This is a genomic window from Nitrososphaera sp. (genome assembly GCA_039938515.1).
GTDB lineage: Archaea > Thermoproteota > Nitrososphaeria > Nitrososphaerales > Nitrososphaeraceae > Nitrososphaera.
In genome coordinates, this window is record JBDUUL010000006.1 from 23,237 (window position 1) to 46,848 (window position 23,612).

Here is a 23,612-nt window from a genome sequence, read left to right on the forward strand (position 1 = left end):
TCTAATCATCATTGGGGATGTCGTACCACAAGCATCCGTCCTTAGCAAGTTACTTGCATGTATCCCATATCGGATAATCTATCCGCTTACTCTTCGGTTGTTGATTTTTTTTAAGCTGTGCCGCATAATCGATGAACGATTGGCATAAGTATCCATCCTTGTGCCTTCAGTCCGTATGGCTCCAGGTACGAACGATGCCAGCGGCGCAAAGGAAGGCCGTGGCAAGAAACCGAATAACGGCAAGAATGGCAATACAATCAAGATTGTCGCCGGAGCTGCAGGTGGCGCAGCGGTGTGCGCCGCGCTGATTGTGCTTTTCGTTGCTCCAGGTCTTTTGATTTCCCCGGGCAGCAATGAAAACAGCGCGTCGAATCCCGCAAGCGTCCATTTGAACGCAAGCACGGTCGGCGGCTCAAAGGCAGTAACAACGAATACGACTTTCAATTATGTGCCAGTTACGACTCCGAAAAATACCAGTTCTCAACAGCCTTCGGCAAACTACGTCAACAATAAGCCTCCTGTAATTAACCAGCAACCGCCTGTTTCAAACAACCCAAGCGCTGAACAAAACACCACGCAGCCAGTGACAGTTAGTCCGCCACCCCAGTATGTTTCAGCGAGCGACCAAGGTGTCGTCTCGCCGCCCAGCAGCACAGGCAATGTCGTAGGCGGCGGTGGAGGCGGGGGTGGTGGCGGCGGAGGTGGAGGTGGAGGCGGTGGCAGCAGCGGAGTGTATTCCGTTCCGCCACCTATCGCAGTGAACGATAATGTTGCCACGAAGGAGAATCAGGCTGTCCCCGTAAATGTAATGGCTAACGATAAGGGGGGTCTGGGCGTTTCCAGCGTTGGAACGCCGGCACACGGCTCTGCGTCCCTTAATCCGAAGACTTACATCGTTACCTACACTCCCGCACCCGGCTACATCGGATCTGACTCGTTTACCTACGTCCTGACCAACGGGGTGACCACTTCAACGGCGACAGTCTTTGTGACCATCACTGGCAATGGCCCTGTGGCCCAGGCCCAATCAATCAGCGTCAATCAGAACAGCACGGCAGCAATCACTCTCCAAGCGGTTGATGATGGCGGAAACACTGTGACGTACTCTATTGTCTCAAACCCGTCGCATGGAACCATAACCGGCTTTGACTCTGCTACGGGCAAACTCAATTACACTGCAAGCGCGAAATACCATGGTGCCGATTCATTCCAGTTCAAAGCCTACAACGGCCAGGTCTACGGCGATCTTGCCACGATTTCGATAACCGTCAAGGACATATCAACACCGGTGGGCATTGCCCAGTCGGTCGAAACAAATGGAAACACCTCGAAGGCCATTACTCTCAACGCAACAGACTGGGATGGCGACAGCCTTACGTACTCCATAACGCATCCACCTCAGAACGGTACAGTCAAACTCGTAGGCAGTACGGCGACATATGCTCCAGTAGCCTCATTCGTCGGTGTTGACAGCTTTAACTTCACCGCCTCCGATGGCACGCACACCAGCCAAAATACCACCGTAACCATAACAGTCAAGGACACCCCGACCGCGACCCCAACATCTGCAAATACGCCTCAGAACAGGACCGTAATCATACCACTCAGCGGAAGCGACCCTGACAAAGAGCCCGTCACCAAGTTCTATATCGCGACTAATCCTGCCCATGGCGTGGTCTCTATAAGCGGCTCCAACGCAAGCTACGCGCCGTCCACGTATTTCCATGGAACAGACGTGTTCTCGTATCTCGCAAGCGACGGCTCTCACAATAGCACTGCAGCGAACGTCACGGTAACGGTGACTGAGACTATCGCCCCAGTAGCTCACGACTCATCCGTAATAGCAGTCGTTGGAAGGCCAAACCCGATCAATCTGACCGCAACCGAGCCGGATGGTGACAACCTCGCATACTCGATTGTAAAGCAGCCAGTTCATGCAATCCTTGTAAACTTTACAGGCAATCATCTGCTGTACAGGCCAACAAACAACAGCTACTTTGGCAACGATAGCTTTACCTTCAGGGCAAACGACGGTGTGCTTGATAGCAATAATGCAACGGTGAATGTCAGCATCATTACGCTGCCTCCTGCCGTCGTCAATCTCAACCTCACAACAACCGAGAACACATCCGCAAACGTTACCCTGGTGGTACACGATCCTCGCAACCTAACGAACACCTTCTCTATCGTTACGCCCCCAACTCACGGCTCTCTGTCTGCCGTCCAGGGTGACAACGTGACGTACATTCCAAACCTCAACTTCCATGGAAACGACACCTTCACCTACAAGGCAAACAACGGAATTATTGACAGCAACACCGCGACAGTCACGGTAACCGTGCGGGATACAACAATACCCGTAGGGCTTGCACAGACAGTCGGCCTCGCCAGAAACACAGCACTGACCATGAAGCTCAACGCCACGGACGCAGACTTGGATCACCTGAAATACATCATAGTGCAAAATCCCGCAAGAGGCAACGTTACAAACTTTAATGCATCGACCGGTCAGCTGACCTACACTCCACTATCGAACTTTAGCGGCATCGATGCTATCCGATTCGTTGCAAACGATGGGACATCGAACAGCACACTCACAATAGTCCGTGTAGTTGTCGAAAGGCCGCCTATCGCGCAGAGCCAAACAAACGATACAGCGCCGGTAAACAGCACAGGCGTCCAGTACACCCTAGCAGCAACTGATCTGTGGCCGCCGTTCCTGACCTACTCGATCGTCAGCCAACCACTGCACGGCACCGTAACACTTGCCGGCAGTGTCGCGACCTACATCCCGAATCCTGGCTACAGCGGACCGGATAGCTTCACCTTCATGGCGAACAACCGCTTCTTTAACAGCAATGTCGCTACGGTCTCAATAACGGTGTCGTGAAGCTGAAGCAGCGCAGTAAGCGGTGACGACTGCAACCGGGAGAGATTCTCCCTTCCTCTTTTTGCTTTTCAAAAGTCTTTTAAACTGACAGGGACAGGTTTTGGATACTATTTTACACAAGCTTTTTTAAGTTTCGGCAAAAAAGCACGCTATTGGACAACCTGATAAGTGTCTCGATTACTGGAGGTATTGTATCAGCTGTCCTGTTCATACTCGTTCTTCTATTTATCCCGCAGGGCAACCTGCCGCCCATTCCTCCGCCTTCTGTTAATCACACAGGCACAGGACCCTCAAATCCCACTCAAATCATATCGGTGCCTCCAACTACCAATACAACTGGTCCAAGCCCCGGAAGCGGCAGCGCCGAGTACTTTTACATGGTTCAGCCGAATATCTCAAAAACCATTCCCCCTCCTCCAAACTTTCCGGTTATCACGCCGGTTCTCCCGGGCTCTGGCAGCACGACGAACGTTACGAGGGGATCGACCGGCTCAAACCACACGGGCGGTTCGGGGGGTGGCGGGGCAGTCGTTTTGCCCGGTGGTGGCGGGGGTGGGGGTTCCGGCGGCGGGCGGCCACCCGCAAATTCCCCTCCGATTGCGCAGAACGACTTTGCAACTACGCCCGAGGATACCCCAGTCACCATCCCAGTTCTTGCAAACGATCACGATCCAGACGGGGACGGACTCGGGATAGCGTCAGTCGGAAGTCCTGCACATGGGACATCAAAACTTAACCTAAAGACAAACACAGTCACCTACACTCCAGACTCTGCCTTTGTCGGCATAGACACCTTTAATTACACAATTGCTGACGGTCACGCTAATTCCGCTACTTCTCTCGTGACCGTCACAGTTGTCGGCACTCGTCCCGTATCGCCCATCGCTATGGGCCAGACAATCACAATCTCCGAAAACCAGCGAGTCAACATCACGATGCAAGCTGCAGATGCCGACGGAAACCGGCTCACCTTTGAAATCGTCACAAATTCGTCTCACGGGGTGCTTATGGGTCTGAATTCGACGTCGGGAGCCGTTGTGTACTCGCCGGCAGCCTGGTTCCACGGCAACGACTCGTTCAAGTTCAGGGCCCTTGACGGCAGCGTCGAGAGTAACACGGCGACTGTGAGTATTATCGTGCGCGATACCTCCATACCCACCGCGTTCAACCAGTCGATAGCTGTCGCGCCCGGGGATGGTGCAAACATTGTACTGGTTGCTACCGATGCCGACCACGACAGTCTAGCTTACTCGATTGTTTCATCTCCAACCCGCGGCTCCATGACGCATCATGACGGCAACGTAGTTACTTACTCGCCCTTTGATAACGTCTCGTCAGGTTCCGACGTATTTACGTTCAAGGCAAATGACGGCACCTCTGACAGCAATATTGCAACGGTCTCGATAGACATTTCGCAGCCTCTTTTTGCCCACGACCAGAACGTGAGTACCGGAGAAAATCTTCCGCTGACTATCTCCCTCTTGGTGACCGGCACCGGCTCCGAAAGTGCAAACAACGTTACGATTGTTAGCATGCCGGTACACGGCAACTTGTCGGCTGTGCTCGGAAGAAATGTCACGTACACGCCAAATGAAAACTTCCACGGCTCAGACTCTTTTGTCTTCAAGGTGGGAAATGGTATTGTGGAAAGCAACGAGGCAACTGTCTACATAAGAGTAAATGACACGACTATCCCAATTGCGCAGCCGCTGTGGGTCAAAATGGCCGAGAATTCGACCACAAGTATTACCCTCAATGCGTCTGACGCAGACAACGACCCTCTAACCTACCGCCTGTTGCTGCAGCCTTCTCATGGGAACGTTTCCGGGTTTGACCGTGCGACAGGCAAACTGACCTATACTCCGCAGCCGGGCTTTTACGGAATCGACACGTTCAGTTTCGAGGCAAGTGACGGCTCGCACAACGGCACCGGCGCCCTTGTCACGATTCTCGTCAAGGCGCCCCCGAAGGCGCACAACCAGTGGCTGGTGGTAAACGAGAACTCTACTCTCCATATTGTCCTGAATGCAACGGATATGAACGGCTACCGGCTCGAGTACCAGATCGTTTCATTTCCGGCTCACGGCAACCTGACCGTCTTGTCACGCGATACAGTGAGGTACGTTCCAGAACCGGGCTATTTCGGGCTGGACAACTTTACGTTTGTTGCAAAGGACAGACTCGGAGAGAGCGACGTCGCGACTGTTCACATTACCGTAAAGAGATAGCGGCCCGGCCTTTCTTCCTCAGTGGGCCATGGCATCGGAGAGCCACGCGTAGTTCTGAGTCGGGCGGCCTGCTGAATCGGTCAGGTTGTATGTCGAGTCCAGGGGGTCATAACTCCACCTTATCCAGCCAGTGTCCTGCAATCTGAATGTCGAGACATAATTCAGCGTGCCGGACTGGCTTGACTGGCCCCACTCCCCTACCAATATCGGGCACTGCACTGACACGGCGAGCTGCGTGAGGTTTGAAAGGCTGGAAGGTGTCACCGCTTCGTAAATGTGGGGCGCAAAAACGACACCGGAGACGCCAGCCGGCTTCGTCTGGGGGTCATAGGTGGAGTCAATATATTGCGAGGTCAGCGCCGAGTTGTTTGAGTATTGGGGTTCGGCCTTGTCGAAGAAAATCTCCTTGGCCGATTCGGACCTGATCTTGCCCGCCAGATACGTTTGCATCTGGCCGAGCTTGGAATACTGAGCGTCAGTGTAGACGTACGGACTGCTCAGGATCTCATACCCTGAAACGCTCGTATAAGAGTTGACCCTCCCGATGATCGCCTGCATCATGTCTGCCTGCCTGTCCCATGCGCTTCTGCCGCCAACGCTAATCGTGTTGTTGTAATATGCGCTCCAGAAGGACGACGAGTCGGTATAGTTCTCCGTCAGACTGCGAGGAAATCCGCTCCCTCCGAACTTGTACGAAGTACCCGTCTGGTGGTTGTCGTAGATTACGCAGAGATTGTGCGTCTGCGCGGCCGCGGCGATGGATGCCAGGGAGTTGAGAACGCCGGTCGAATCTTTTTCGTATGCGTCCCAGTAGTACAGGACTTTGATGGTGTTGAAGCCCTTGGAGCTGATATCTGCCAGTCTGGAATCGACTGAAGGAGGAGCTGCGGGCAAGCTTGAGCCGGCACCTTGCCTCTGAGTCAGGGTCGCGTCGGTAAATTCCACCCCGCGCAGCTGATCAAGTGGTAGGGTCGAACAGTCGTAGATTGTGAAATTGAGAAGCTTTGTCCCGGCCGCGTTTCCCGCGTTGTCTATCGCGTAGTATGTGACAGCGTGTTTTCCTCCTGCAAGGCCTCGAAGGGAGATACTGGCGCTTGTTGCCTTTGCAAAGGTGTAGCTTGAGGCGCTGTCAGTTTTAAAGAAGATGCCCGAGTTTGAACTTGCCCCAACTCCGCTTCCACCTGATGGGTCGTTCGCGCTGATGGTCAGGTTGGCACCGGGCAAAAGCGATGTTCCATTTGACGCTGACGCATTAGCCTGTGGGGCAGAGTTGTCAAGGACAACCGTGGTACTGGCGACGGCTCCTGAATCGCCGCGGGAATCGACGCTGTAAAATTCGATGGTGTATGCTCCATCAGCTCCAGAAAGTCTGAAAACAGAGGATTTCACGAAGGCTGGCTTGGCCGCTCCGGTCGCATAAAACCTGTAATAGCTGCCGTTTATTCCAGAGGTGCTTGATGCTGAAAGGGTCAGGTTTGTTGAGGATCGAACAAAGATGTGATGCGTGTCGTTGTAAGACGGTTGACCGATCGTTATGCTGATAGCAGGTCCTGACGAGCCGCTAGGCTCCTTGACTATGACGATTTGCACAGCACTCGCCGAATTTCCCGAGGCGTCGGTGGCCCTCCAGGTGACCGTTGTGTTTCCTACGCGAAATCCGTCCGCTGGCGCGTCGTTGGTAACGGTCGGCGATGCGTCTACCAAGTCGGTGACCGCCGGGCGGGAAAGATTTACCCTGGTAAGCACGCCCGTAGAATTCGCGACTATCGCGTCAAGGTGCGGGAAGTGCGGTGGCGTCGTATCTTTGACAGTTACGTTGAACGAGGCTTCAACCACTCGCCCGGCCGAATTCTCGGTCGAGCAGTTGACCTTTGTGATGCCAAGTGGATACATTAGCCCCGAGTCGGGCACACAGATAACTTCCAGGTTGCCATCAGCCTGGTCGTAAGCAGAAATCCCTCCAAAATTTGCGATTGCACCTGATGAATTCATGGCTTCAAGCGTGAAGCTGTGTGGAATGAAAATGACGGGAACAGAGTCAGACTCATTGGTGTTGCCCTGTCCCGGGTTCTCATTTCCCGGAACCTGACCATTTTGGTTTGGCCCTGTCGAATTGTCATTATTCTCCGTCGGAATGTCGCCTGTCGAGTTGTCTTCGGTTAGGATTGGGAGCCCGCTGCTGTTGCCCGCAGGAGGGCTGCCTGCAGTAGCACTAACATTCTCGCCTTCGATGTCATGCGATGTCGCGTTTGAAGAGCCAGTATTAGAGCTAGGCGCACCGGAACTTTTGGTCGGTGAGCGAGGCATCACGAACACCGAGCGCACTGATTGCGACCCGCTAGCGTTGCCGGTCGCATTTGAGACCTGCTTGGGTGTTGTCTGGCTTGTCTTAGGCTCACTCTTGGGAGCCTTTTCAGGGCCGGTCTGACTTGCGTTTATGGTCACCGAAGGAAGTGTCCCCGCGGAACGGACATCCTTGGCGGGTTCTGTGCCCGAAGCGGTCGGCGATGTTTCTGCCAGGCTTCCTGAGGGCTTGAGAACCGAGATTGAATTTACCACAAGCGTACCCGCGCGCAAAGACAGATCGTTTAACACTGACAGAGTAGGAGGCAAAACCTGGGAGCCATTTGCTGGGGACGCTGACGGGTGGCTGCTCCTTAGAAGGATGGGAGTGGATGTTGCCCCGAGCACCGCTAGGGCCCCCAGCACAGCGATCAGTTTTATGCTAAGCATGATATTGACGCACCCGGATTGTCTGATTGCCTTTTGGCGCCACCTTGGCGCCGACAAAGCGAGCTTGCCTGTGGGAAATGCACCATCCAGTATCGGCAGGACAGGTTACTACCCAAGACACTCCTCGACAAAAAACTCACTAGCACGGGTAAAGCAAAGTGGGTGTGAGAACTCCCTACACATTCCGGCGCAGGGACGCGCAATTCAGTGAGACAGATATAATATCAGGGCGCCATCAAATCCATGGGGCTGTCCTTGGGCAAACAGCATGATTTATCCTCTGAAATTCCAAAGACTCAGATAGTAATCATAGCCGGGGGCAAGGCGAAGCGGCTTGGACTCGACATCCAAAAGTGCATGCTCGAGATATCGGGCCGCAGGCTAATCGACATCTGCATTGACAGCCTTGCTGCCCAAGGCTTTACGAATATTGCAGTGCTTGCAGGCCATAAATCGGAGGAAGTGGTTTCCCATGTGAGTTCCACTTACGGCGGTAGAATGCACATGTCTTTCAGCGTCGACCCGCCGAGCCCGGGAGGCTGGGGCAAGGGCAAGGCATTCAAGACCGCGCTTCAGGGAGGAGCGGTGGACCGCTCCATTAGAAGCATCGTCGTATTTCCAGACGACATTATCCTTGAGGAAGGCATCCACCTAAAGCTGCTGTCTCATCACCTCATGTCGTCTGAAAAGTTCGGCACGAATGCCTCCCTGGTCCTTGTTCCTGAAATTGCACTTGATTATGGCATAGCAGAGGTTGACAAGAACGACGTGGTCAGCTCATTTAGGGAAAAGCCGCTCGTGCCATATTCTGCTTCCGTTGGGATATACCTATTCGAGCCAGCCGTCTATGAGGCAATAGAAAGCTCGATAGACCTCCGAGATGAGTCGCCAGTGGACTTGGAATCGACGGTTTTGCCAATTCTTGTTCGGCGCCGGCAGTTGTCAGCGCTGTACATTGCTCGGGATAAGTGGCTGCCAGTCAACACGCTAAAAGAGTTTGAGAATGCTAAGAAGGTTTTGTCTTTGCGCCAGTAGGCCCTTGCAGCACCCTTTTCGAAGCCGCTTGACACCCAAATGCAAGAAATACTGACCTGCTTGTCTAGAAAAGCAGCGTTGGACTATCTTAAGACTACGATTTGCTGTCGAATTGGAAGCAGGAAAGAGAATGATCAAGATAATCGCTCTCATCGTGGGCGGCGTGTTCCTAATGTCGCTTGGGATCTACCTTCTTAGCGTGGCGAACCTGCCAGCCCTGATTCTCCCTCTGTTTAACATCAAGTTTCCCTATGTAAACTGGGGCCTGGTCGGCTTTGTCGTACTGGCCGGTAGCGCTGCATCCTTTGGGAGCGCTTTTGTTGCAGTCAGGGCGATAAGGTAACCTCCTCAAACAGTCCACCCAAAGCCCCGTCTGTAAAGACCTTACTTGCTGTAGTTTTCTTGTACACAATAGAAAAGATATTTTCAGTATTCCATCCATTTTTAATGACTTCGAACGAGTTCAACCGATCGAATCTGACTCCGGGCGCTGTGATGGAAGACGAAACCATCCGGGCAGCTATGGAGATGGCAAAACCTCAAGTCTACGTCATTGGTGCGGGCGGTGCGGGCAGCAACATTGTTTCGTGGATTAAGGACAAGGGACTTTCAGGTGGCAAGCTGATTTCCGTTAACACGGACGCGGCACACCTTGGGATCACAAAGGCGGACAGGCGTATTCTCATTGGAGCCAAACTGACACAGGGACGCGGCTGTGGCGGCTATCCTGAGAAAGGTATGAGCGCAACACGCGAGAGCCTCTCTGAAATCGCACGTGAGGTCCAAGGCGCCAACATCATATTTCTCTGCGCGGGTCTTGGCGGCGGCACAGGTACCGGGGCAATTCAGGTACTCTCTGAAGAACTAAAGAGACAGACCGGAGCCCTGATAATCGCAGTCGTTACTCTGCCATTCGCAGTGGAAAGATACCGATACGAGATGGCAAAGGACGCGCTGAACAACCTGCAGAGGTCATGCGATACAGTCGTCGCACTCGACAACAACAAATTGGCAAGAGTCGCAGGCAACCTGCCGCTTCAGCAGGCCCTCGGCGTGGCGAACGAACTTGTAGGCCAGTTTATCAAGGGAATTACCGAAACAATTACGACTGCCAGCCTCATCAACATCGACTTTGCAGACCTGACTGCAATCATGGAAGGACGCGGGCTTGCAGCAATCGGCGTCGGAATGAATGATGGCATGGACAGAATCGAACAGGCAACAAGAATGGCACTCGATTCGCAGCTTCTGGACATCAAGGACATGACCAAGGCTCACGGTGTCCTCGTGCATGTGACTGGTGGCGACGACGTCACTCTCGAAGAGGTCACTCGGGCAGGTGAGCTTGTCACGCGTAGCATGCCACACGAGGTGAGGATAATCTGGGGAGCAAGAGTAGACCCAGCAATGAGGGGCAGGGCAAGGGTAATGGTTGTCCTGACCGGCGTAGAAAGCAAGTTTGGCGAAATAACAAAGCAGCCCGAAAGCCAGGTTGCTCCGCCAGCCCAGCAAGGCCGCAAGTGGTGGGGTTAGAAAGGCCTGCCGCGTACTCGCGGCATCTCTTTTTTCCTTTTTAGACATTGCATTATTGCCATCGAGGGGCATTCTTCGAGGCGTGCCGTTTCCAGTCTTAAGAATGAATGTAGCGGGAAATACGTACAGCATTATTAAGATATGAAGGCGCTTTTTGGCTGTGAAACAGTGGTGCGCCTATCTATAGTCGCATATTTTGTAGGGTGTAGCGTTTTTGCAGTTGGGACCGCTGCGTTCTTCCTTGCAGTTATCGGACTGACGCCATAATATTAGGTTGGAAGACCAGAACGACGGGGTTCTAGCTTTCGCCAACCATCTTTGAAATCATTTTCAAAAAACATTCAGGGCAGAGAGCCATGCCGTTTAACTCTGCCAGCTTTACGGCCGACGCCCTGCAGACCTGACATGATTTCTTCACGTTTGGTTCAGTCACGTTGACCCCCCATCTGATTTATCCTCAAGTCTGTAGGATGCGATACAAGCGCCTGCTATGCGCTTTTCCTGCCTACGCAGCTGCGACTGATGTAGCACAACCTCTTCGGCTTGATTGGACGCATGTCTAGCTTTTCTTGGTCTTGCCCGGCATGGAACTCACAATCGACTCCAGCTCGTTGATTATGGATTCCACCGATGAAATCTCAGTCAGCGGCCTTACAGTTCTGCTTACGAGCGGCATCGAGGGCAATAGAAACAACGTCTGCTGGAGCTCCTCGTTTGACGCGACATCCAGTACCATAACTCCCCCGGGGGAGTCTGCATATGCAAACGCGAACTTTAGCTTTCCGGATTCCTTGAGGTCATTGTAGATGCTAAACGTCTGCTGGAGCATCTTCATCTGAGCGACAGCCATGTCCGGGGTTATGAATTCCAGTTTAACCGAGTCTGTTACCAAGTACAGCATGATAGATGGAATCCGGGAGGACATGCTTAAGGTTATCGCTGCGCGGGACGACGTCCGCCTGATTACATCGGTCGATGGTCTGGCATCAGGATTAAATTATCAGGTGGCAGGAACCTTAGCGATGCAGGCAACAAGCTCTCTGAGACGAGATCATGACCTGATAGAGAAGATGCTAAAGGCACTGGCCGTTACGGCAGACATGCTGTCAAAGAATCAATCCGTGCCAAAGCCGGTCCTGGATAATACTATTGACTTTATCACAAACTTTACAAACGTATGCCACCACGGAAAGGAGGAGCAGGTTCTTTTTCCCGCGCTTGTCAAAAACGGGATGCCCCGAGAAGGCGGGCCCATTGCCCGCATGATATTTGAGCACGAGATCACGAAAAGGCTAGCAGAGAACCTGCGCGCTTCATCCGCAAAATACGCCGATTCCGGAGATTCGAACCAGTTGATATCCGACTTGCGCGCATACATCGAGCATGTTTCTTCGCACCTTGCAAAGGAGAACCTAAGGTTGTTTGCGATGGCTGACATGATACTGGCGCCGGCGGCAGATAAAATAAATGAGGAACTGAACGCTAGCGAAGCAGAGAGCCTGGCCACCATGGGAAAGACAAGGGGAAGCTACGAGTCGGCGGTAGAGCAGAGCGGTAGTGACTCCAATGCAAGTCGGTAAGGCGCTGTGCTCGGTTCTAGATTTTCGCTAGGAGCCGACCTTGCGAATGGATCCCCGCATCGAAAAGTTGCTGAAAGACCTGCACCTAAAGTTTCTCAGGCAGAACCCTTACGATGAAGGCGACCTGCTGTATTACCGAATCAACTACCGGTTGGCTGACAGTCTCCAGTGTTCGCTCGCCCAAGCTGAAGATGCCCATCAGGAATATCACGCATCTAATCCGCGCCACGTGTCGGGGGGGTTCTGCGATTCCTGCAGCAGGCTAGTCAGGATTGTGCCGATTATTTACGGATACGACAAAAAAGACGCCGACATGCTGCAAAAAGCTCAGGCGGAAGGCCGGCTTATCCTCTGCGACATGGATCTAATTGTCGGAGGCGCCAGATTAGCGTTGTTTGGATGCGCCGTTTGCAAGAAACCACTGGACAAATACGGGACGGCCTGAACAAGAATTTTATGTTGTCCTGCTCGGAACAGTAGGTGCATCATGACCCACCATCCTGTCGACAGTATCGCGGCGCTTGCGATACTCGCCGGGGTCGTTGCCGGGTCATTTGCATACGTGGGCACGCAGCCGGTGGCATACATTGGCATTACCGTAACCGACGTTAATGCCGAGATCGCACAGCAGATGCGCCTTCCTTCTGACAAAGGGGTCCTCATAGTTCAGGTAGCTCCGTCAAGCCCTGCGGAAAAGGCGGGGCTGAAGGGGGGAGACAGAGTCGTCGTGATAAACGGCGAAGATCTAAAGATTGGGGGAGACGTTGTCACCGCGTCTGATGGCAAGCCGGTTTCGAGCGTCGACGAGCTTCAAAACCAGCTAAGTGACAAGAAAATCAACGACAGGGTTACCTTTACGGTCCAGAGGGGGCCAAACGAAACAAAGGACGTAACCTTCACCATAGAGGCACACGCTCGCCCATAGCCGGTCATCCGGTTCCAATTAATACTGCTCCTGTCATAGAATTTCCGTGGGAAAGATCAAGATCGCAACGCGCCTGCCGGGACCGAAGGCACGCAAGGTCATGGGCTTGATGAAGCGGAACTGCTACGACTCGACGTTTACTTATCCGCTCGTGGTTTCAAACGGCAAGGGCTCGGTCATAGTCGATGTGGATGGCAACAGGTATCTGGATTTTACCTCAAACATCGGGTCATGTCCCCTTGGTTATTCGCACCCCGCAATCCTTCAGGTCCTGTCCAGATACTCGAAGAACGGTGCCCACAAAATAGCAGGTCAGGATTTTTACTGCGAGGAGCACGCGGCGCTTTCTGCAGACCTGCTTTCAATCTTTCCCAAAGGTTTCAAGTCATTCTTTATCAACACCGGGGCGGAAGCTGTCGAGAACTCGATCAAGATTGCGTGGCGCAAGACTTCTTTCGAAACCCCATCCAGGCTGCCCGGCATTTCATGCATCAACGCCTTCCACGGCCGGACCATTGGCGCGCTCACTTTTACCTTCAGCAAGCCCGTTCAAAAGTTCCACATGCCAGAACTTCCTGTCCTTCGCATCAAGTTCTGTACTAGAGACGACGACCCTGCAGTCGAGGACTGTGAAAAAATCCTCGCGGAAAGAAAGGCCGCATTCATACTAGTCGAGGTCATCCAAGGGGAAGGCGGATACAACTTTGCCAGCAAAAAGTTCATTCAAAAGCTTCGTACACTGGCTGATTCGCACGAAGTTCCTCTCATCCTAGACGAGGTCCAGTCTGGGATGGGTAGAACGGGCAGATGGTGGGCTTTTGAACACTATGGCGTCGAGCCGGACATCGTTCCAGTCGCCAAAGCCCTTCAGGTCGGGGCGGTCGGGTACAGGGCCGAACTTGACCCAGGCGAGCGGGGGGCGCTTTCAAGCACCTGGGGAGGTGGGGCTCGAATAGATCTTGCTGTCGGTTCCGCAATAATCAAGGCAATCAAGAAGGAAAGGCTCTTGCAGAACGCTTGCAGGATGGGGGAAAAGCTTGTCCAGGGGCTGAAAGAGCTCGCCGCAAGCGGAGTTGGTGAGCGGGCCATCGTCGAAGTACGGGGAATCGGTTTGATGGTGGGTATTGAATTTGCCTCAAAGGAGATTCGTGACGAAGTACTGGCAAAATCGTTCAAGAAAGGGCTTCTGCTTCTTCCGGCAGGGCAGAAATCAATGAGGGTGATACCTCCTCTAATAGTCGACAAGGAGGAGATTGAAGAGGCCACTGGCATCCTTGGCGAATCACTTCGCTAGAATGCACTATAGCCCTCACCAAGGATCGAGGACGCGATTTTTAGTTCAAGAACCTCGTTCGCCCCTTCGTAAATAATTGTCGCCCGTGAGTCCAAGAAGTGGCGGGCGACGGAAGCACTTAGTGTATAGCCTGCCGAGCCAAAAATCTGAACCGCCCTGTTTGCACACTCAAAGGAGCAGTTGCTGGCATGAAACTTTGCGACCGCGGATAGATAATCGGCTTCGCGACGAAGTGCTGAATACTGGGTGTTGCTCCTTCCAAGGACTGTCGTCGTGTCGCTCGCGCCCGCTTTCTCGTTGTGAGTCGCCTCGACGTAATCGTGCAGCTTTTGCACGGCTGCGGCGGCCCTATAGACGAGCCAGCGCGAGCTCTCAATATCGATTGCCATTCTCGCTATGTGCTCCTGAATCAACTGTTTCCTGGCCAATTCCGATCCATGCTGGATCCTTTGCTTGCTGTACTTTACAGACTCTTCGAGACAGTCGCGCATCACCCCTATCGCGCCTGCCGCAACGCTGAGTCTGCCGTCGATAAGCGCGCTGTATGCGATGCTCAAGCCCTGGCCTTCCTCGCCGAGCAGGTTATCTGCAGGAATTTCGAAGTTCTTGAAATTTACCTCGGCATTTTTCACCGTGTGGAGCCCGACCTTGTTACTTATCTCGGACGTCCATATCCCGTCTCTGTTAGTCTCTGGCTGGCCCGCTGGCTCTGGAATCTCATCGCGCTCTATTATGAACGACGATATTCTGCCAGTGTCCACGTCCTTTGCATAAGTGGTCATGATGCGCGCAAACGTTCCGTTGCCTATCCAGTGCTTCTTGCCCGTAAGAACAAAAGACCCATTGCGTTTTTCGTATCTCGTTTTCATGGCCGCTGGGTCGCTTCCGGCGGCAGGCTCCGTCAGAGCAAATGCCATGACTTTTTCACCCGTGGTGGTCTCTGGAAGAAGCCTTGTCCTTTGAGAATCGTTTCCCCATGCCTGGAGTACTAGCTGCCCGATGGAAGTGTGGGCCGAAAAAAATGTGCGAAGCGAGCTACCGACCTGACCGACAAGTTCGAGTGCCAGACAGTAGGTGAGCATGTCGTATCCTAGCCCTCCGTAGTGGGCCAGAACGGGGCAGCCGAGCATCCCTATTTGACCAAAGACGGGCACAACTTCCATGTTGCGGGACCGGTTCAGGTAGCTAAGTTCCTCTGCAGGTCGTATCCGCTCGCACGCGGCGCGAACGCCTTCGAGGAAAGATTCCTGCTCGGCGCTCAGCCCAAAGCTCATCGATGAAATGTTTCTGAATGAATCGCCTGAAGCCATGAATGTGATTTGCTAAATTCACTGAGCGCAGGTATAAAAGCAAGCTTGCTCGTGCTCGAACTGGGGCACATGCGCTTTGTATCTCAGGGTTGCGTCGGAGACGGGGTTATTACGAAGTACGTCGCAGCGGGAAAAGAGTCGCCGGCCAACGAGGCAGAAAGCCACGGTATCCTCGCAATGGATCTTGAAGTACAAAAATCATCCGCAGTCCGAGAGCTGGTCGCGGTACCGCGCACGAATCTATACCGGGTAAAGAGATAGGTGGCCGATGCAATATCTGGCGTCCGGGCTTATTCGAAGATCCTGGATAGTGTTCATACATGCTGTTTTGATCTCGCTGGAATCTATAGCGATTGAATTTCTGACGGTCCGGTCAGGCATCCCTCCGTTGGTCCTGGCGGCGACCGGCATTCCCATCGCCGGCGGCATACTGGTCATAGTTGAGTGGAGGAAAAGAAAGTCAAAGGAGAGTGAGCGGGACCAATTATTCGCAGTATTTAGGGCTAGCCGACCGCTCTTGGCCGGCTCTGCGCTGCTGGCGCTCGGCCTTTTCACCTGGTACGACTCTATCGACCGCGTAGGGGCCGCGAAGGAAAGCCTGATTGCTGGTCCGCTAGAAACGGTGTTCATACTTTTTCTCGCCCGGTTGGTACTCTTCGAAAGACTAAGGCTCATACAGCTGGGAGGGGCAGGTGTGGCCATAGCAGGATTCTTTATTACAGTTGCGAGCGGAGGATCGGGCATCTCGCCGCTTTCCTTGGGAGATGTTGAGGCGATACTTTCCGCGGTTTTCTTTGCCTGCGGAATAATTGTCATAACTAAACTTGCTGAGCACTACTCTTCGACGGGCGTCACAACGTCGATACTTTTGCTTTCCGGCCTGATGCTTCTTGCCGCCGTCCCGTTCGCTTACTGGCTTGGGCTTGGAGGTCTGGATGGCTTGACCCCGGGCAAAAACGCTCATGCAAGCGACTATGCATCATGGCCTGCGTCAATACTCTTGTTCTCTCTTCTGCCCCTGTCCGCAGCGCTTACGTACGTGACCGGACTGGCGCGCATTGGAGCCTCGCTTACGTCTACCATCGCGTCTTTTTCCATAGTTGTGATCTTGGTAATCCAGCTTGCCCAGAGGGCCGCAGGCTATTCTGTAATCCTTCCTGCAAATATCCCACTCGCACTTCTCGGCGGACTGATGGCCGTGATTGGGATCTCGCTGATTCACATTGCTCCAAGGCGTGGCATGTCGGGGAGTTCTGGCAGCGAGCATGTTACCACGGCGCCTGTCTGACCTGAGTCCTAAGCGGCCCCGTCTGTCATGTTTTCAGATATAGCGCCTAAGGAAGCCAAACATTGAGCCGCCAGATAGCAAGTCTGTTGCAATATACAAAGCCCCTGCAGCAGCCACAGTGACAAGCCAAACGAGCTTGCGCCACCAGAAGATTTTCTCACCATCAAGGCCCATGAAAGGAATCAGGTTAAAGAGTGCGATAATGCCATTAAAGCGAGCGCCTATCAGCAGAATCTGGATTCCGCGAAAGTGCCCCTGGCCGGAAAATAAATAATATGCAATCAGGAAGCCCGCTGCCATCACTATGTTTGTTAGAGGTCCTATCCATGAAACCTTCCCGCTACGGTCGCGCGAAAGGTCTCCGCTTACGACTACCGCTCCGGGTGCAATGAACTTGATTGGTGAGAACGGCAGGGCGGAAAACGCCGTGATGGCGGCGCCAAAGAGAATGACTCTGAACTCGGCCCAGGCCCGGTAGAACTGCGCCAGGAATTTGTGGCCGAGTTCGTGGATTACAAAGGCCGAAACAAAGACAAGCAAGAATTCCCAGTTGAGCGTGTAATTAAAAAATGATGCGCCCACGACGATTACAAGAGTCGTTGCGATCGCTAGGTGAACAATCTCAATTTTCGAAAATCTAAGCATGACGACATCCTTCACGGCAGCCTTGACTCGCTGGGGTGGGGAGCCGGACTTGCCCCGCAGCCTCTCGATGTATTCCCGGTTCCTGCTCGGTTGCTGCCTGTAGTCACTCACAAATGCGCAATCGTGGGAAACCGGGAGCCTATGCGAGGTGCAAAATGTCCCGCTGCAGTACCTGCAGCGAAATGGATATGCCTCAGTGGCGCCGCAAAGGTCGCAATCCAAATAGCCTACGCATATTATTGCAGTAAAGCACTATTAAATTAAAAGGGAAAGGGCAGGGTGGCTTCTGCCCCGCTTGATTGGGTGGTTACTTTGCTTTTGAATGCTTTGCCAAATTGACCGGCTTGAACGACCCTTTGAATTGAGAAATTAGCTTGCCTGGGACGTTCAAACCGCTATCGTTGGCCTGCTTTTCTTTCGGCTGCGGTTTTTGGGAAACCTTTTGAGGAGGCTGGTTGCCGCTCTGTCCGCTATTGGGGGTTGATGGCGTGGAGGGCGGGCTAGAAGTGGGCGGTTGGACGGTCGGCTTGGGTGTGCTTGGGGACGGGCTACTGCTCGGCTGTTGAACTTGCTTGGGAGCCGTGTTGTTTGAAGCCGGGGTTTGAGACTGTGGGCTCTGTGGGGGCGGACCTGAGGGATTTTGCTGCGCTGCGGGCTGGTTAACATAGACCATGACAGTGTGCTCGATAGGTATTGTCCTGTTGATGTAAACCGGCTTTTCAACCACTCTGTCGACAAAGACTGGCTTTGTAATAGTGTGGTTGACGTAAATCGGTACGGTCTTTACTACTTCGACAGTCCTGTTGATGTACACTGGCTTGTCTATCGTCCTGTTGATGTACTTGGGCACCTGGATGTAGACAGGCTTTTCGATTATTTTCGGGGCGGCCTGCATTGGCGCAGCCGCAGCCGGCGGCTGCTGAACCTGAGCAGCCAATGCCGATGGCTCCACATTGTTTGACGCCGACGCATAAGAGATTGCTATTGCAAGCACTGCAATAGTTCCCGCAATTGCAAATGCCACCAACATTCCGCGAAACCCGATGTCCGAAGCGTTCCGGAATCTCTTCGCAGAACCACGAGCATTCGCCTTTGTTGGCTGATTGCCACTGCCTTCACCTGAACCGTTGTTTGGCAAATGCGAAGTCATTTGAGGCTGGAAAGAGCTCCATAATTGATATTGAAACTAGCGTTCCGCTTCTGGAGGATTCAGCCGCGATACTGATTATGGCAGAAGGTCAAGTGACATCTTAAGGAGCGAGATTTCGCTTTCGACGGCCTCTCTGTCCCATTCCTCTGAGCAGTGGCGGAGAAGGGACTCGCACGCGAGGATCTCGGCTCGCAATATGTCGCGCTTGTCCATGCAAAGCTGGTGGGCATCGCCAGTAAGCCTGTATGCCACTTTTCTTTGAGACCGCTCCCGCGAAGTGCAAGTTGTTGCCTCGATTAATGGCGACCCGGACTCCATAAGATTCATTGACGACGCCTCCCCGAAGACCCCGAGTCTGCCCGCGAAATATTACAAGCACTCCGCATCACGATATCCATATCCAAGTTAGAATTATCTAAATTCATATTTCTGCCACAAAGGAACTGTGGATAGGATTGAAGAATAGCGGTGGATTCTTCTTGAACTTGCATACTGGCTTGGTTCAAATATAGCCCCGGACGCTAAAATGCAGATGGCTACGGGCAAAATCCAGACCAAGTTCGGCGATATCAGCATAGAGTTCTTTGAGCAGGCAGCTCCGGAGACGGTGAACAACTTTAGAGAACTCGCGCAGAGCGGCTTTTTCGACGGCCTGCTGTTTCACAGAATAGTCCCGGGATTTGTCATTCAGGGAGGAGATCCGCTGACTAAGCACGCTTCTAACAAGGCAAGATGGGGCACCGGGGGTCCAGGCTGGAACGTCAAGGCGGAGTTTAACAAGAACAAGCACACCAGGGGAGCCCTCTCGATGGCCCGATCAAGCGATCCTAACAGCGCAGGCTCGCAGTTCTTCATCGTGCTAAAAGACGCCAATTTTCTTGACGGGCAGTACACCGTTTTTGGAAGAGTTACCTCGGGAATGGAAGCGGTTGACAAGATAGCTTCACTCAAAACTGACTCTGCTGACGCCCCTGTTGACCTTGACGGAGCCCGCATGACTAAGGTCACTATCAGCGAGTGAGCTGGCTGAAGGCCGGCTAATCGTCGCCGGACATCACTGCGCGAACCATTGCAAGCCAGGCACTCCGGTTCGCCTTATCGTTAATTCCTTGGATGCGGTTCAGGCTTATGCCGTCATATAGGGCGACAAAACCAATCGCCAAGTCACCCGGGTTTAGGTTCTTTTTCCTCTGGAACAGATGGCCCTGTTTTTCCAAGAATTCCTTTACTTCCTGGGTAACCTTCAGGCGGTGCTCGTGCAGGGCTTTCCTGAGACGTTCGTTATGAACAGACTCGAGCATAATCTCAAGAAACATAAGATGCTGGTTGACGCCGAGCTTTTTCGAATTGTCATAAATCTTGTCCGCATCTGCAACGAGATCGAGATTGCTGGCCAGGAGTTCAGAAAAATGGCTCTTTAGTTCATCTAGGTAGAATTCGCATATCGCTCCAAAGAGGTCCTCTTTGCTCTCAAAGTACAGATAGATAGTCCCCTTTCCGAGACCAACACGCTTCGCTATCTCCTCCATCCGAGTTCCCGAAAACCCAAACTCGGAAAAGCACTCGATGGCAGCCTGAACTATCCGCGCCTTGACCTCGATTTTGTAAACAGGAGCAACTCGAGGGCTCATTTCAGGGTGCACTCGAATCGGCAGTCATCCAAGCATGAACCGATCAAAATTTCCGGTACCCGATGGCTGCACGCATCTAATAAGCATAACTGACCGGCGGGTCAGTATCACACCTGCAGGTCACTCGCCGACCATCTGGTGGCCGTGGTGCTCTTCATGATGCTTGTCGGCGGCATCTTTTGTCAGAAATTCCTTGCCGCAGTCCATGCATCGAAATGTCCCCGCCTCGTATTCTGACAATGAATCTTGTCCGGACCTTCCCTCTGAACATAGGTTGTAGGCAATGCCAGCCTATTAACGATTGTCATCCCGGTCCTGCTATCGTGCGTCCGCTACAGTATCTTTAATCCTATTTTACCTGGAACCGGTCAGAATACCTTTTCTAGTCGCGGGCATATTGCTAAGACTGCCTTGCCCGTCGATTATGAGTTTCTTGAACGGTTCTGCGTAGAAATCCTGTCGCAAAGTAGGTCCTTGTCCTGGGTGGGCGTGACTAACCATCTTGGAGTCATTCTTGCACAGACCTGCCGCGACCAAACCCGCCCCCTTCTGACCGAGGAGGAAAACGAGGAATATGCCTCAAGCGCGGTAGCTCGCCAAAAGACGAGGGCAAAATTTGAGCCGAAGATAGGCAGGCTTGTTTATGCATTCGGGCGTTACGAAGGGCTTCTCCGCGCTACAATTCCCATAAGCAATAGGTTCTTTGGCCTGGTTACCTTTGACCCCGGGGAAAAGCATTTCGACTCGATCATTACCGACAGAATCCTTGCCATTACCAAGGGATATGCCGACCACTTCGCCGCCATGGAAGAATAGGTTACGTCCGCCGAAATTAGTTCGTCGATTGACAATCCAAGTTTATTGGCTCTCACGCATTGGGAATCGATGGCTGCCGAATGTCCCTCGGGAGAATCACATGCGGAACGACGTTTCATTGTTGGCGCGGCGATTCTCCGCTGTTCTAAAGCGTAGAATTAAGACTATAAGCGGGTCAATAGGGCGTGAAGGGAGCAGATTTGGCAAGATATCCCGTCGTCGGAATGGCTGGAATTGGCATAGTCGCGGCAGTTGCATTTGTCTGGGTTTTGAGCCTCACGGTACAACCAGGCGTGCCGCAGACAACCGGCCCTGGCGCACAGATCCGCCCGAGTGCCGAGACGGTCCAAAATTCAAGCCAGAGTTCTTCTGTGGGTGCAAGTGCTCTTGCAGTCGGCGACTCGCAGTCGATAAAGAAATTCTCCTCAGTTAGCGAACTTGAAAAGTTTTTGTCGACGGTAGCGACGATAAACCCTCAGGGTGTCTCAAGCCCCCCGCCCGGAGTATTCAAGCAGGGCGGGCCCGTGTCTAATCGAGAAGCTGCATCAATAGGAGCTGCGCCGGCCGCCCCCTCTGCCCAGGCTTCCCAAGGGGCAAGCGGAGTCGCATCACCCGCCTACTCGACAACGAATGTTCAGGTGGCAGGGGTAGACGAACCGGACCTGGTAAAGAATGACGCCAAGTACGCCTACGTCCTGTCTGGCGACAAATTGGAGATAATCCGCGCATATCCTGCCGAAAATGCAACAATAGTGTCAAAGGTCGGGCTGGACGTCCAGCAGGGTCAGACACTCCAGAACATGTTTGTGCTCAACAATACTGTCGTGGTATTCTACCAAAAGTACGTAGAACAACCTGTAATCCCTCCCTACGATTACCTTCCGCAGCCAGTCTCTCGCCCCGAGACCCACGTCCTGATAATCAATGTCTCAGATAGGTCACATCCCTCGGTATCTGCTGATTACACCGTAAGCGGTACCTACGCGGACGCCCGCATGATAGGCAAGTATGTTTACCTGGTTACTTCGAGTTCGATCGACAGCTATGTCCATCCTTGGATACCTCGCGTCATGCAGTCTTCCCGCATAGTCTCGATGCCGGACATATACTACTTTGACAATCCCGAGCAGTACTACTCTTTTGACACCGTAACTTCCATAGATACTACGAATTCGACTTCTCAGCCCGTCAAGTCGGAGACCTACATGATGAACCCTTCTTCGACAATCTACGTTTCAAAGGAAAATATCTACATCGCGTACCAGCGGAACCTTCCGTTCGGATACTATCCTAACGGAAATTCCAACGGCGACAGGGAACGATTCTTTCAGGCGGTTCTCCCGCTAATGCCTTCCGACGTCCAGACGACGATAAAGTCGATAGATGCAAACACCAGCTTGACGAGCTCGGAAAAGTGGGACCAGATATCAAGCGTGCTTCAAAGTACATACAACAAGATGTCAGGCGACGACAGAGCGTCGCTTCAGGATAAGATAAAACAATCTCTTTCCGAATACGACGTGAAGATCGCCCGGGCATCTCAATCCACGATAATTCACAAGATCGCGATATCATCTAACGGCACTATCAATTACGTTGGGCGAGGCGAGGTCGAAGGTACGCTTCTCAACCAGTTTTCGATGGATGAGAACGGCACCTACTTCAGGGTCGCCACAACTTCGAATTACTTTATTCCCTACCAGGGCATCGACCAGAGATACAACAACGTATACGTTCTCGACGGCAACATGAGCGTCGCTGGCAAGCTCCAAGGAATCGCCAAAGACGAGTCGATATATGCCGCCCGCTTTATTGGAGACAGACTGTACCTGGTTACCTACCAGTCAATCGACCCCTTCTTCGTCATAGACCTGTCGTCTGCAACTCCGAAAATTCTGGGCACTCTTAAGCTTCCCGGATACTCTGACTACCTGGACCCCTATGACAAGACACACATCATTGGGATAGGCAGGGAAACCCAACCCAACGGTTATGGGGGAGTAACAAACGGCCCGCTAAGAGCAGCCCTGTTCGACGTATCTGATGTCTCTAACCCCAAACTCGTCGACTCGTATCAGATTGGCGACGCGGGATCATACTCGGAAGCCCTTTATGAGCACAAGGCATTGCTGATGGACAAATCAAAGAACTTACTTGTACTGCCGGTCAGCATACCACCGGGTTACGAACCACCGGCAGATAAAGGCGGAGTTCCTATGCTGAGGCCTCACCAGACGGGGTGGACTGGATTTTATGTGTTCAGCATAGATCCATCTTCAGGCTTTACGCTGAAAGGAACCGTGGACCATACCTCAGTCGAGGGCCAGCAAGGTTACTACTACGGCGGATCCGGCAGTAGGGCATTTTACATTGACGAAACTCTGTACACAATCACGGTCGGCAATTTGTTCAAGGCAAACTCGCTCTCAGACATGCACGAAATTAACAAGCTTGATCTCGGCCCTGCCGGCGGAATCGTGCCCTATCTTGGCGGCCAGGCCGGCGCTCCAACGAAGTAGCGGACTTGCATAGTCGGGAAAATTATTTTAATCAC

Annotated in this window: 22 protein-coding genes; 14 read left to right on the plus strand and 8 right to left on the minus strand. The window is 52.9% G+C overall.

The genetic code is table 11. The features are described from left to right. The first annotated feature begins 175 nt into the window (after positions 1-175). Together ABI361_03395 and ABI361_03400 are read left to right on the plus strand one after the other, a co-directional pair. Entirely contained in the window at positions 176-2,890 is a 2,715-nt protein-coding gene (locus ABI361_03395; protein ID MEO9319698.1) for an Ig-like domain-containing protein, read from the plus strand. Positions 2,891-3,042: 152 nt separating this feature from the next. Beyond that, positions 3,043-5,118, plus strand: coding sequence for an Ig-like domain-containing protein (locus ABI361_03400; GenBank protein MEO9319699.1), 2,076 nt, complete (start codon positions 3,043-3,045; stop codon positions 5,116-5,118). An 18-nt stretch (positions 5,119-5,136) separates the two neighbouring features. Here the strand turns inward: ABI361_03400 and ABI361_03405 are convergent, their stop codons facing one another. After that, on the minus strand, positions 5,137-7,851 hold the full coding sequence (locus ABI361_03405; protein MEO9319700.1) for an HYR domain-containing protein: 2,715 nt from the start codon (positions 7,849-7,851) through the stop codon (positions 5,137-5,139). Positions 7,852-8,106: 255 nt separating this feature from the next. Here ABI361_03405 and ABI361_03410 point away from each other — a divergent pair, with 255 nt between their 5' ends. The 3 genes from ABI361_03410 (at position 8,107) to ftsZ (ending at position 10,419) form a co-directional block, all read left to right on the plus strand. Then, entirely contained in the window at positions 8,107-8,886 is a 780-nt protein-coding gene (locus tag ABI361_03410; protein MEO9319701.1) for a sugar phosphate nucleotidyltransferase, read from the plus strand. A gap of 112 nt (positions 8,887-8,998) precedes the next feature. After that, positions 8,999-9,229 carry a hypothetical protein gene (locus ABI361_03415; GenBank protein MEO9319702.1) on the plus strand — a complete coding sequence of 77 codons (231 nt, stop codon included), beginning with the start codon at positions 8,999-9,001 and terminating at the stop codon, positions 9,227-9,229. 104 nt (positions 9,230-9,333) lie between these two features. Continuing rightward, a complete protein-coding gene (gene ftsZ / locus ABI361_03420; GenBank protein ID MEO9319703.1) occupies positions 9,334-10,419 on the plus strand; it encodes a cell division protein FtsZ in 1,086 nt (361 codons plus the stop codon). A 298-nt stretch (positions 10,420-10,717) separates the two neighbouring features. Here the strand turns inward: ftsZ and ABI361_03425 are convergent, their stop codons facing one another. Together ABI361_03425 and ABI361_03430 are read right to left on the minus strand one after the other, a co-directional pair. Beyond that, positions 10,718-10,852: a hypothetical protein gene (locus ABI361_03425; GenBank protein ID MEO9319704.1), complete on the minus strand. Its 135-nt coding sequence runs from the start codon at positions 10,850-10,852 to the stop codon at positions 10,718-10,720. 126 nt (positions 10,853-10,978) lie between these two features. Beyond that, the gene (locus ABI361_03430; protein ID MEO9319705.1) at positions 10,979-11,269 is read right to left on the minus strand and encodes a muconolactone Delta-isomerase family protein; all 291 of its coding nucleotides are present in this window, start codon (positions 11,267-11,269) and stop codon (positions 10,979-10,981) included. A 10-nt stretch (positions 11,270-11,279) separates the two neighbouring features. Here ABI361_03430 and ABI361_03435 point away from each other — a divergent pair, with 10 nt between their 5' ends. The 4 genes from ABI361_03435 to ABI361_03450 are packed head-to-tail and all read left to right on the plus strand — an operon-like array spanning position 11,280 to position 14,218. Beyond that, positions 11,280-11,999: a hemerythrin domain-containing protein gene (locus ABI361_03435; protein ID MEO9319706.1), complete on the plus strand. Its 720-nt coding sequence runs from the start codon at positions 11,280-11,282 to the stop codon at positions 11,997-11,999. A 46-nt stretch (positions 12,000-12,045) separates the two neighbouring features. Beyond that, complete coding sequence (locus ABI361_03440; protein ID MEO9319707.1) at positions 12,046-12,444, plus strand: hypothetical protein; 399 nt, start codon at positions 12,046-12,048, stop codon at positions 12,442-12,444. Positions 12,445-12,486: 42 nt separating this feature from the next. Then, entirely contained in the window at positions 12,487-12,924 is a 438-nt protein-coding gene (locus ABI361_03445; GenBank protein MEO9319708.1) for a PDZ domain-containing protein, read from the plus strand. Positions 12,925-12,970: 46 nt separating this feature from the next. Further along, positions 12,971-14,218 (plus strand): aminotransferase class III-fold pyridoxal phosphate-dependent enzyme, encoded by a 1,248-nt coding sequence (locus ABI361_03450; GenBank protein ID MEO9319709.1) that lies wholly within the window; start codon positions 12,971-12,973, stop codon positions 14,216-14,218. Here ABI361_03450 and ABI361_03455 read toward each other — a convergent pair. Then, positions 14,215-15,528 carry an acyl-CoA dehydrogenase family protein gene (locus ABI361_03455; GenBank protein MEO9319710.1) on the minus strand — a complete coding sequence of 438 codons (1,314 nt, stop codon included), beginning with the start codon at positions 15,526-15,528 and terminating at the stop codon, positions 14,215-14,217. The genes ABI361_03450 and ABI361_03455 overlap by 4 nt on opposite strands. Before the next feature lie 45 nt (positions 15,529-15,573). On the opposite strand from ABI361_03455, the gene ABI361_03460 reads away from it, so the two are divergent. Further along, positions 15,574-15,789 carry a hypothetical protein gene (locus tag ABI361_03460; protein ID MEO9319711.1) on the plus strand — a complete coding sequence of 72 codons (216 nt, stop codon included), beginning with the start codon at positions 15,574-15,576 and terminating at the stop codon, positions 15,787-15,789. Between the two features lie 7 nt (positions 15,790-15,796). Beyond that, a complete protein-coding gene (locus ABI361_03465) occupies positions 15,797-16,816 on the plus strand; it encodes an EamA family transporter (protein ID MEO9319712.1) in 1,020 nt (339 codons plus the stop codon). A gap of 33 nt (positions 16,817-16,849) precedes the next feature. Here ABI361_03465 and ABI361_03470 read toward each other — a convergent pair whose 3' ends face one another. From ABI361_03470 to ABI361_03480, 3 genes are all read right to left on the minus strand, one after another. Beyond that, on the minus strand, positions 16,850-17,683 hold the full coding sequence (locus tag ABI361_03470) for an AN1-type zinc finger domain-containing protein (protein MEO9319713.1): 834 nt from the start codon (positions 17,681-17,683) through the stop codon (positions 16,850-16,852). Between the two features lie 85 nt (positions 17,684-17,768). Beyond that, a complete protein-coding gene (locus ABI361_03475) occupies positions 17,769-18,611 on the minus strand; it encodes an IMCp domain-containing protein (protein MEO9319714.1) in 843 nt (280 codons plus the stop codon). Between the two features lie 75 nt (positions 18,612-18,686). Next, positions 18,687-18,938 (minus strand): hypothetical protein, encoded by a 252-nt coding sequence (locus tag ABI361_03480; GenBank protein MEO9319715.1) that lies wholly within the window; start codon positions 18,936-18,938, stop codon positions 18,687-18,689. 205 nt (positions 18,939-19,143) lie between these two features. On the opposite strand from ABI361_03480, the gene ABI361_03485 reads away from it, so the two are divergent. Then, complete coding sequence (locus ABI361_03485) at positions 19,144-19,632, plus strand: peptidylprolyl isomerase (GenBank protein MEO9319716.1); 489 nt, start codon at positions 19,144-19,146, stop codon at positions 19,630-19,632. A gap of 16 nt (positions 19,633-19,648) precedes the next feature. Here the strand turns inward: ABI361_03485 and ABI361_03490 are convergent, their stop codons facing one another. Beyond that, entirely contained in the window at positions 19,649-20,242 is a 594-nt protein-coding gene (locus ABI361_03490; protein ID MEO9319717.1) for a TetR/AcrR family transcriptional regulator, read from the minus strand. A 411-nt stretch (positions 20,243-20,653) separates the two neighbouring features. On the opposite strand from ABI361_03490, the gene ABI361_03495 reads away from it, so the two are divergent. Next, complete coding sequence (locus ABI361_03495) at positions 20,654-21,058, plus strand: hypothetical protein (protein MEO9319718.1); 405 nt, start codon at positions 20,654-20,656, stop codon at positions 21,056-21,058. Positions 21,059-21,243: 185 nt separating this feature from the next. After that, positions 21,244-23,577, plus strand: a complete 2,334-nt coding sequence (locus tag ABI361_03500; protein MEO9319719.1) for a beta-propeller domain-containing protein — start codon at positions 21,244-21,246, stop codon at positions 23,575-23,577. Positions 23,578-23,612: the final 35 nt, after the last annotated feature.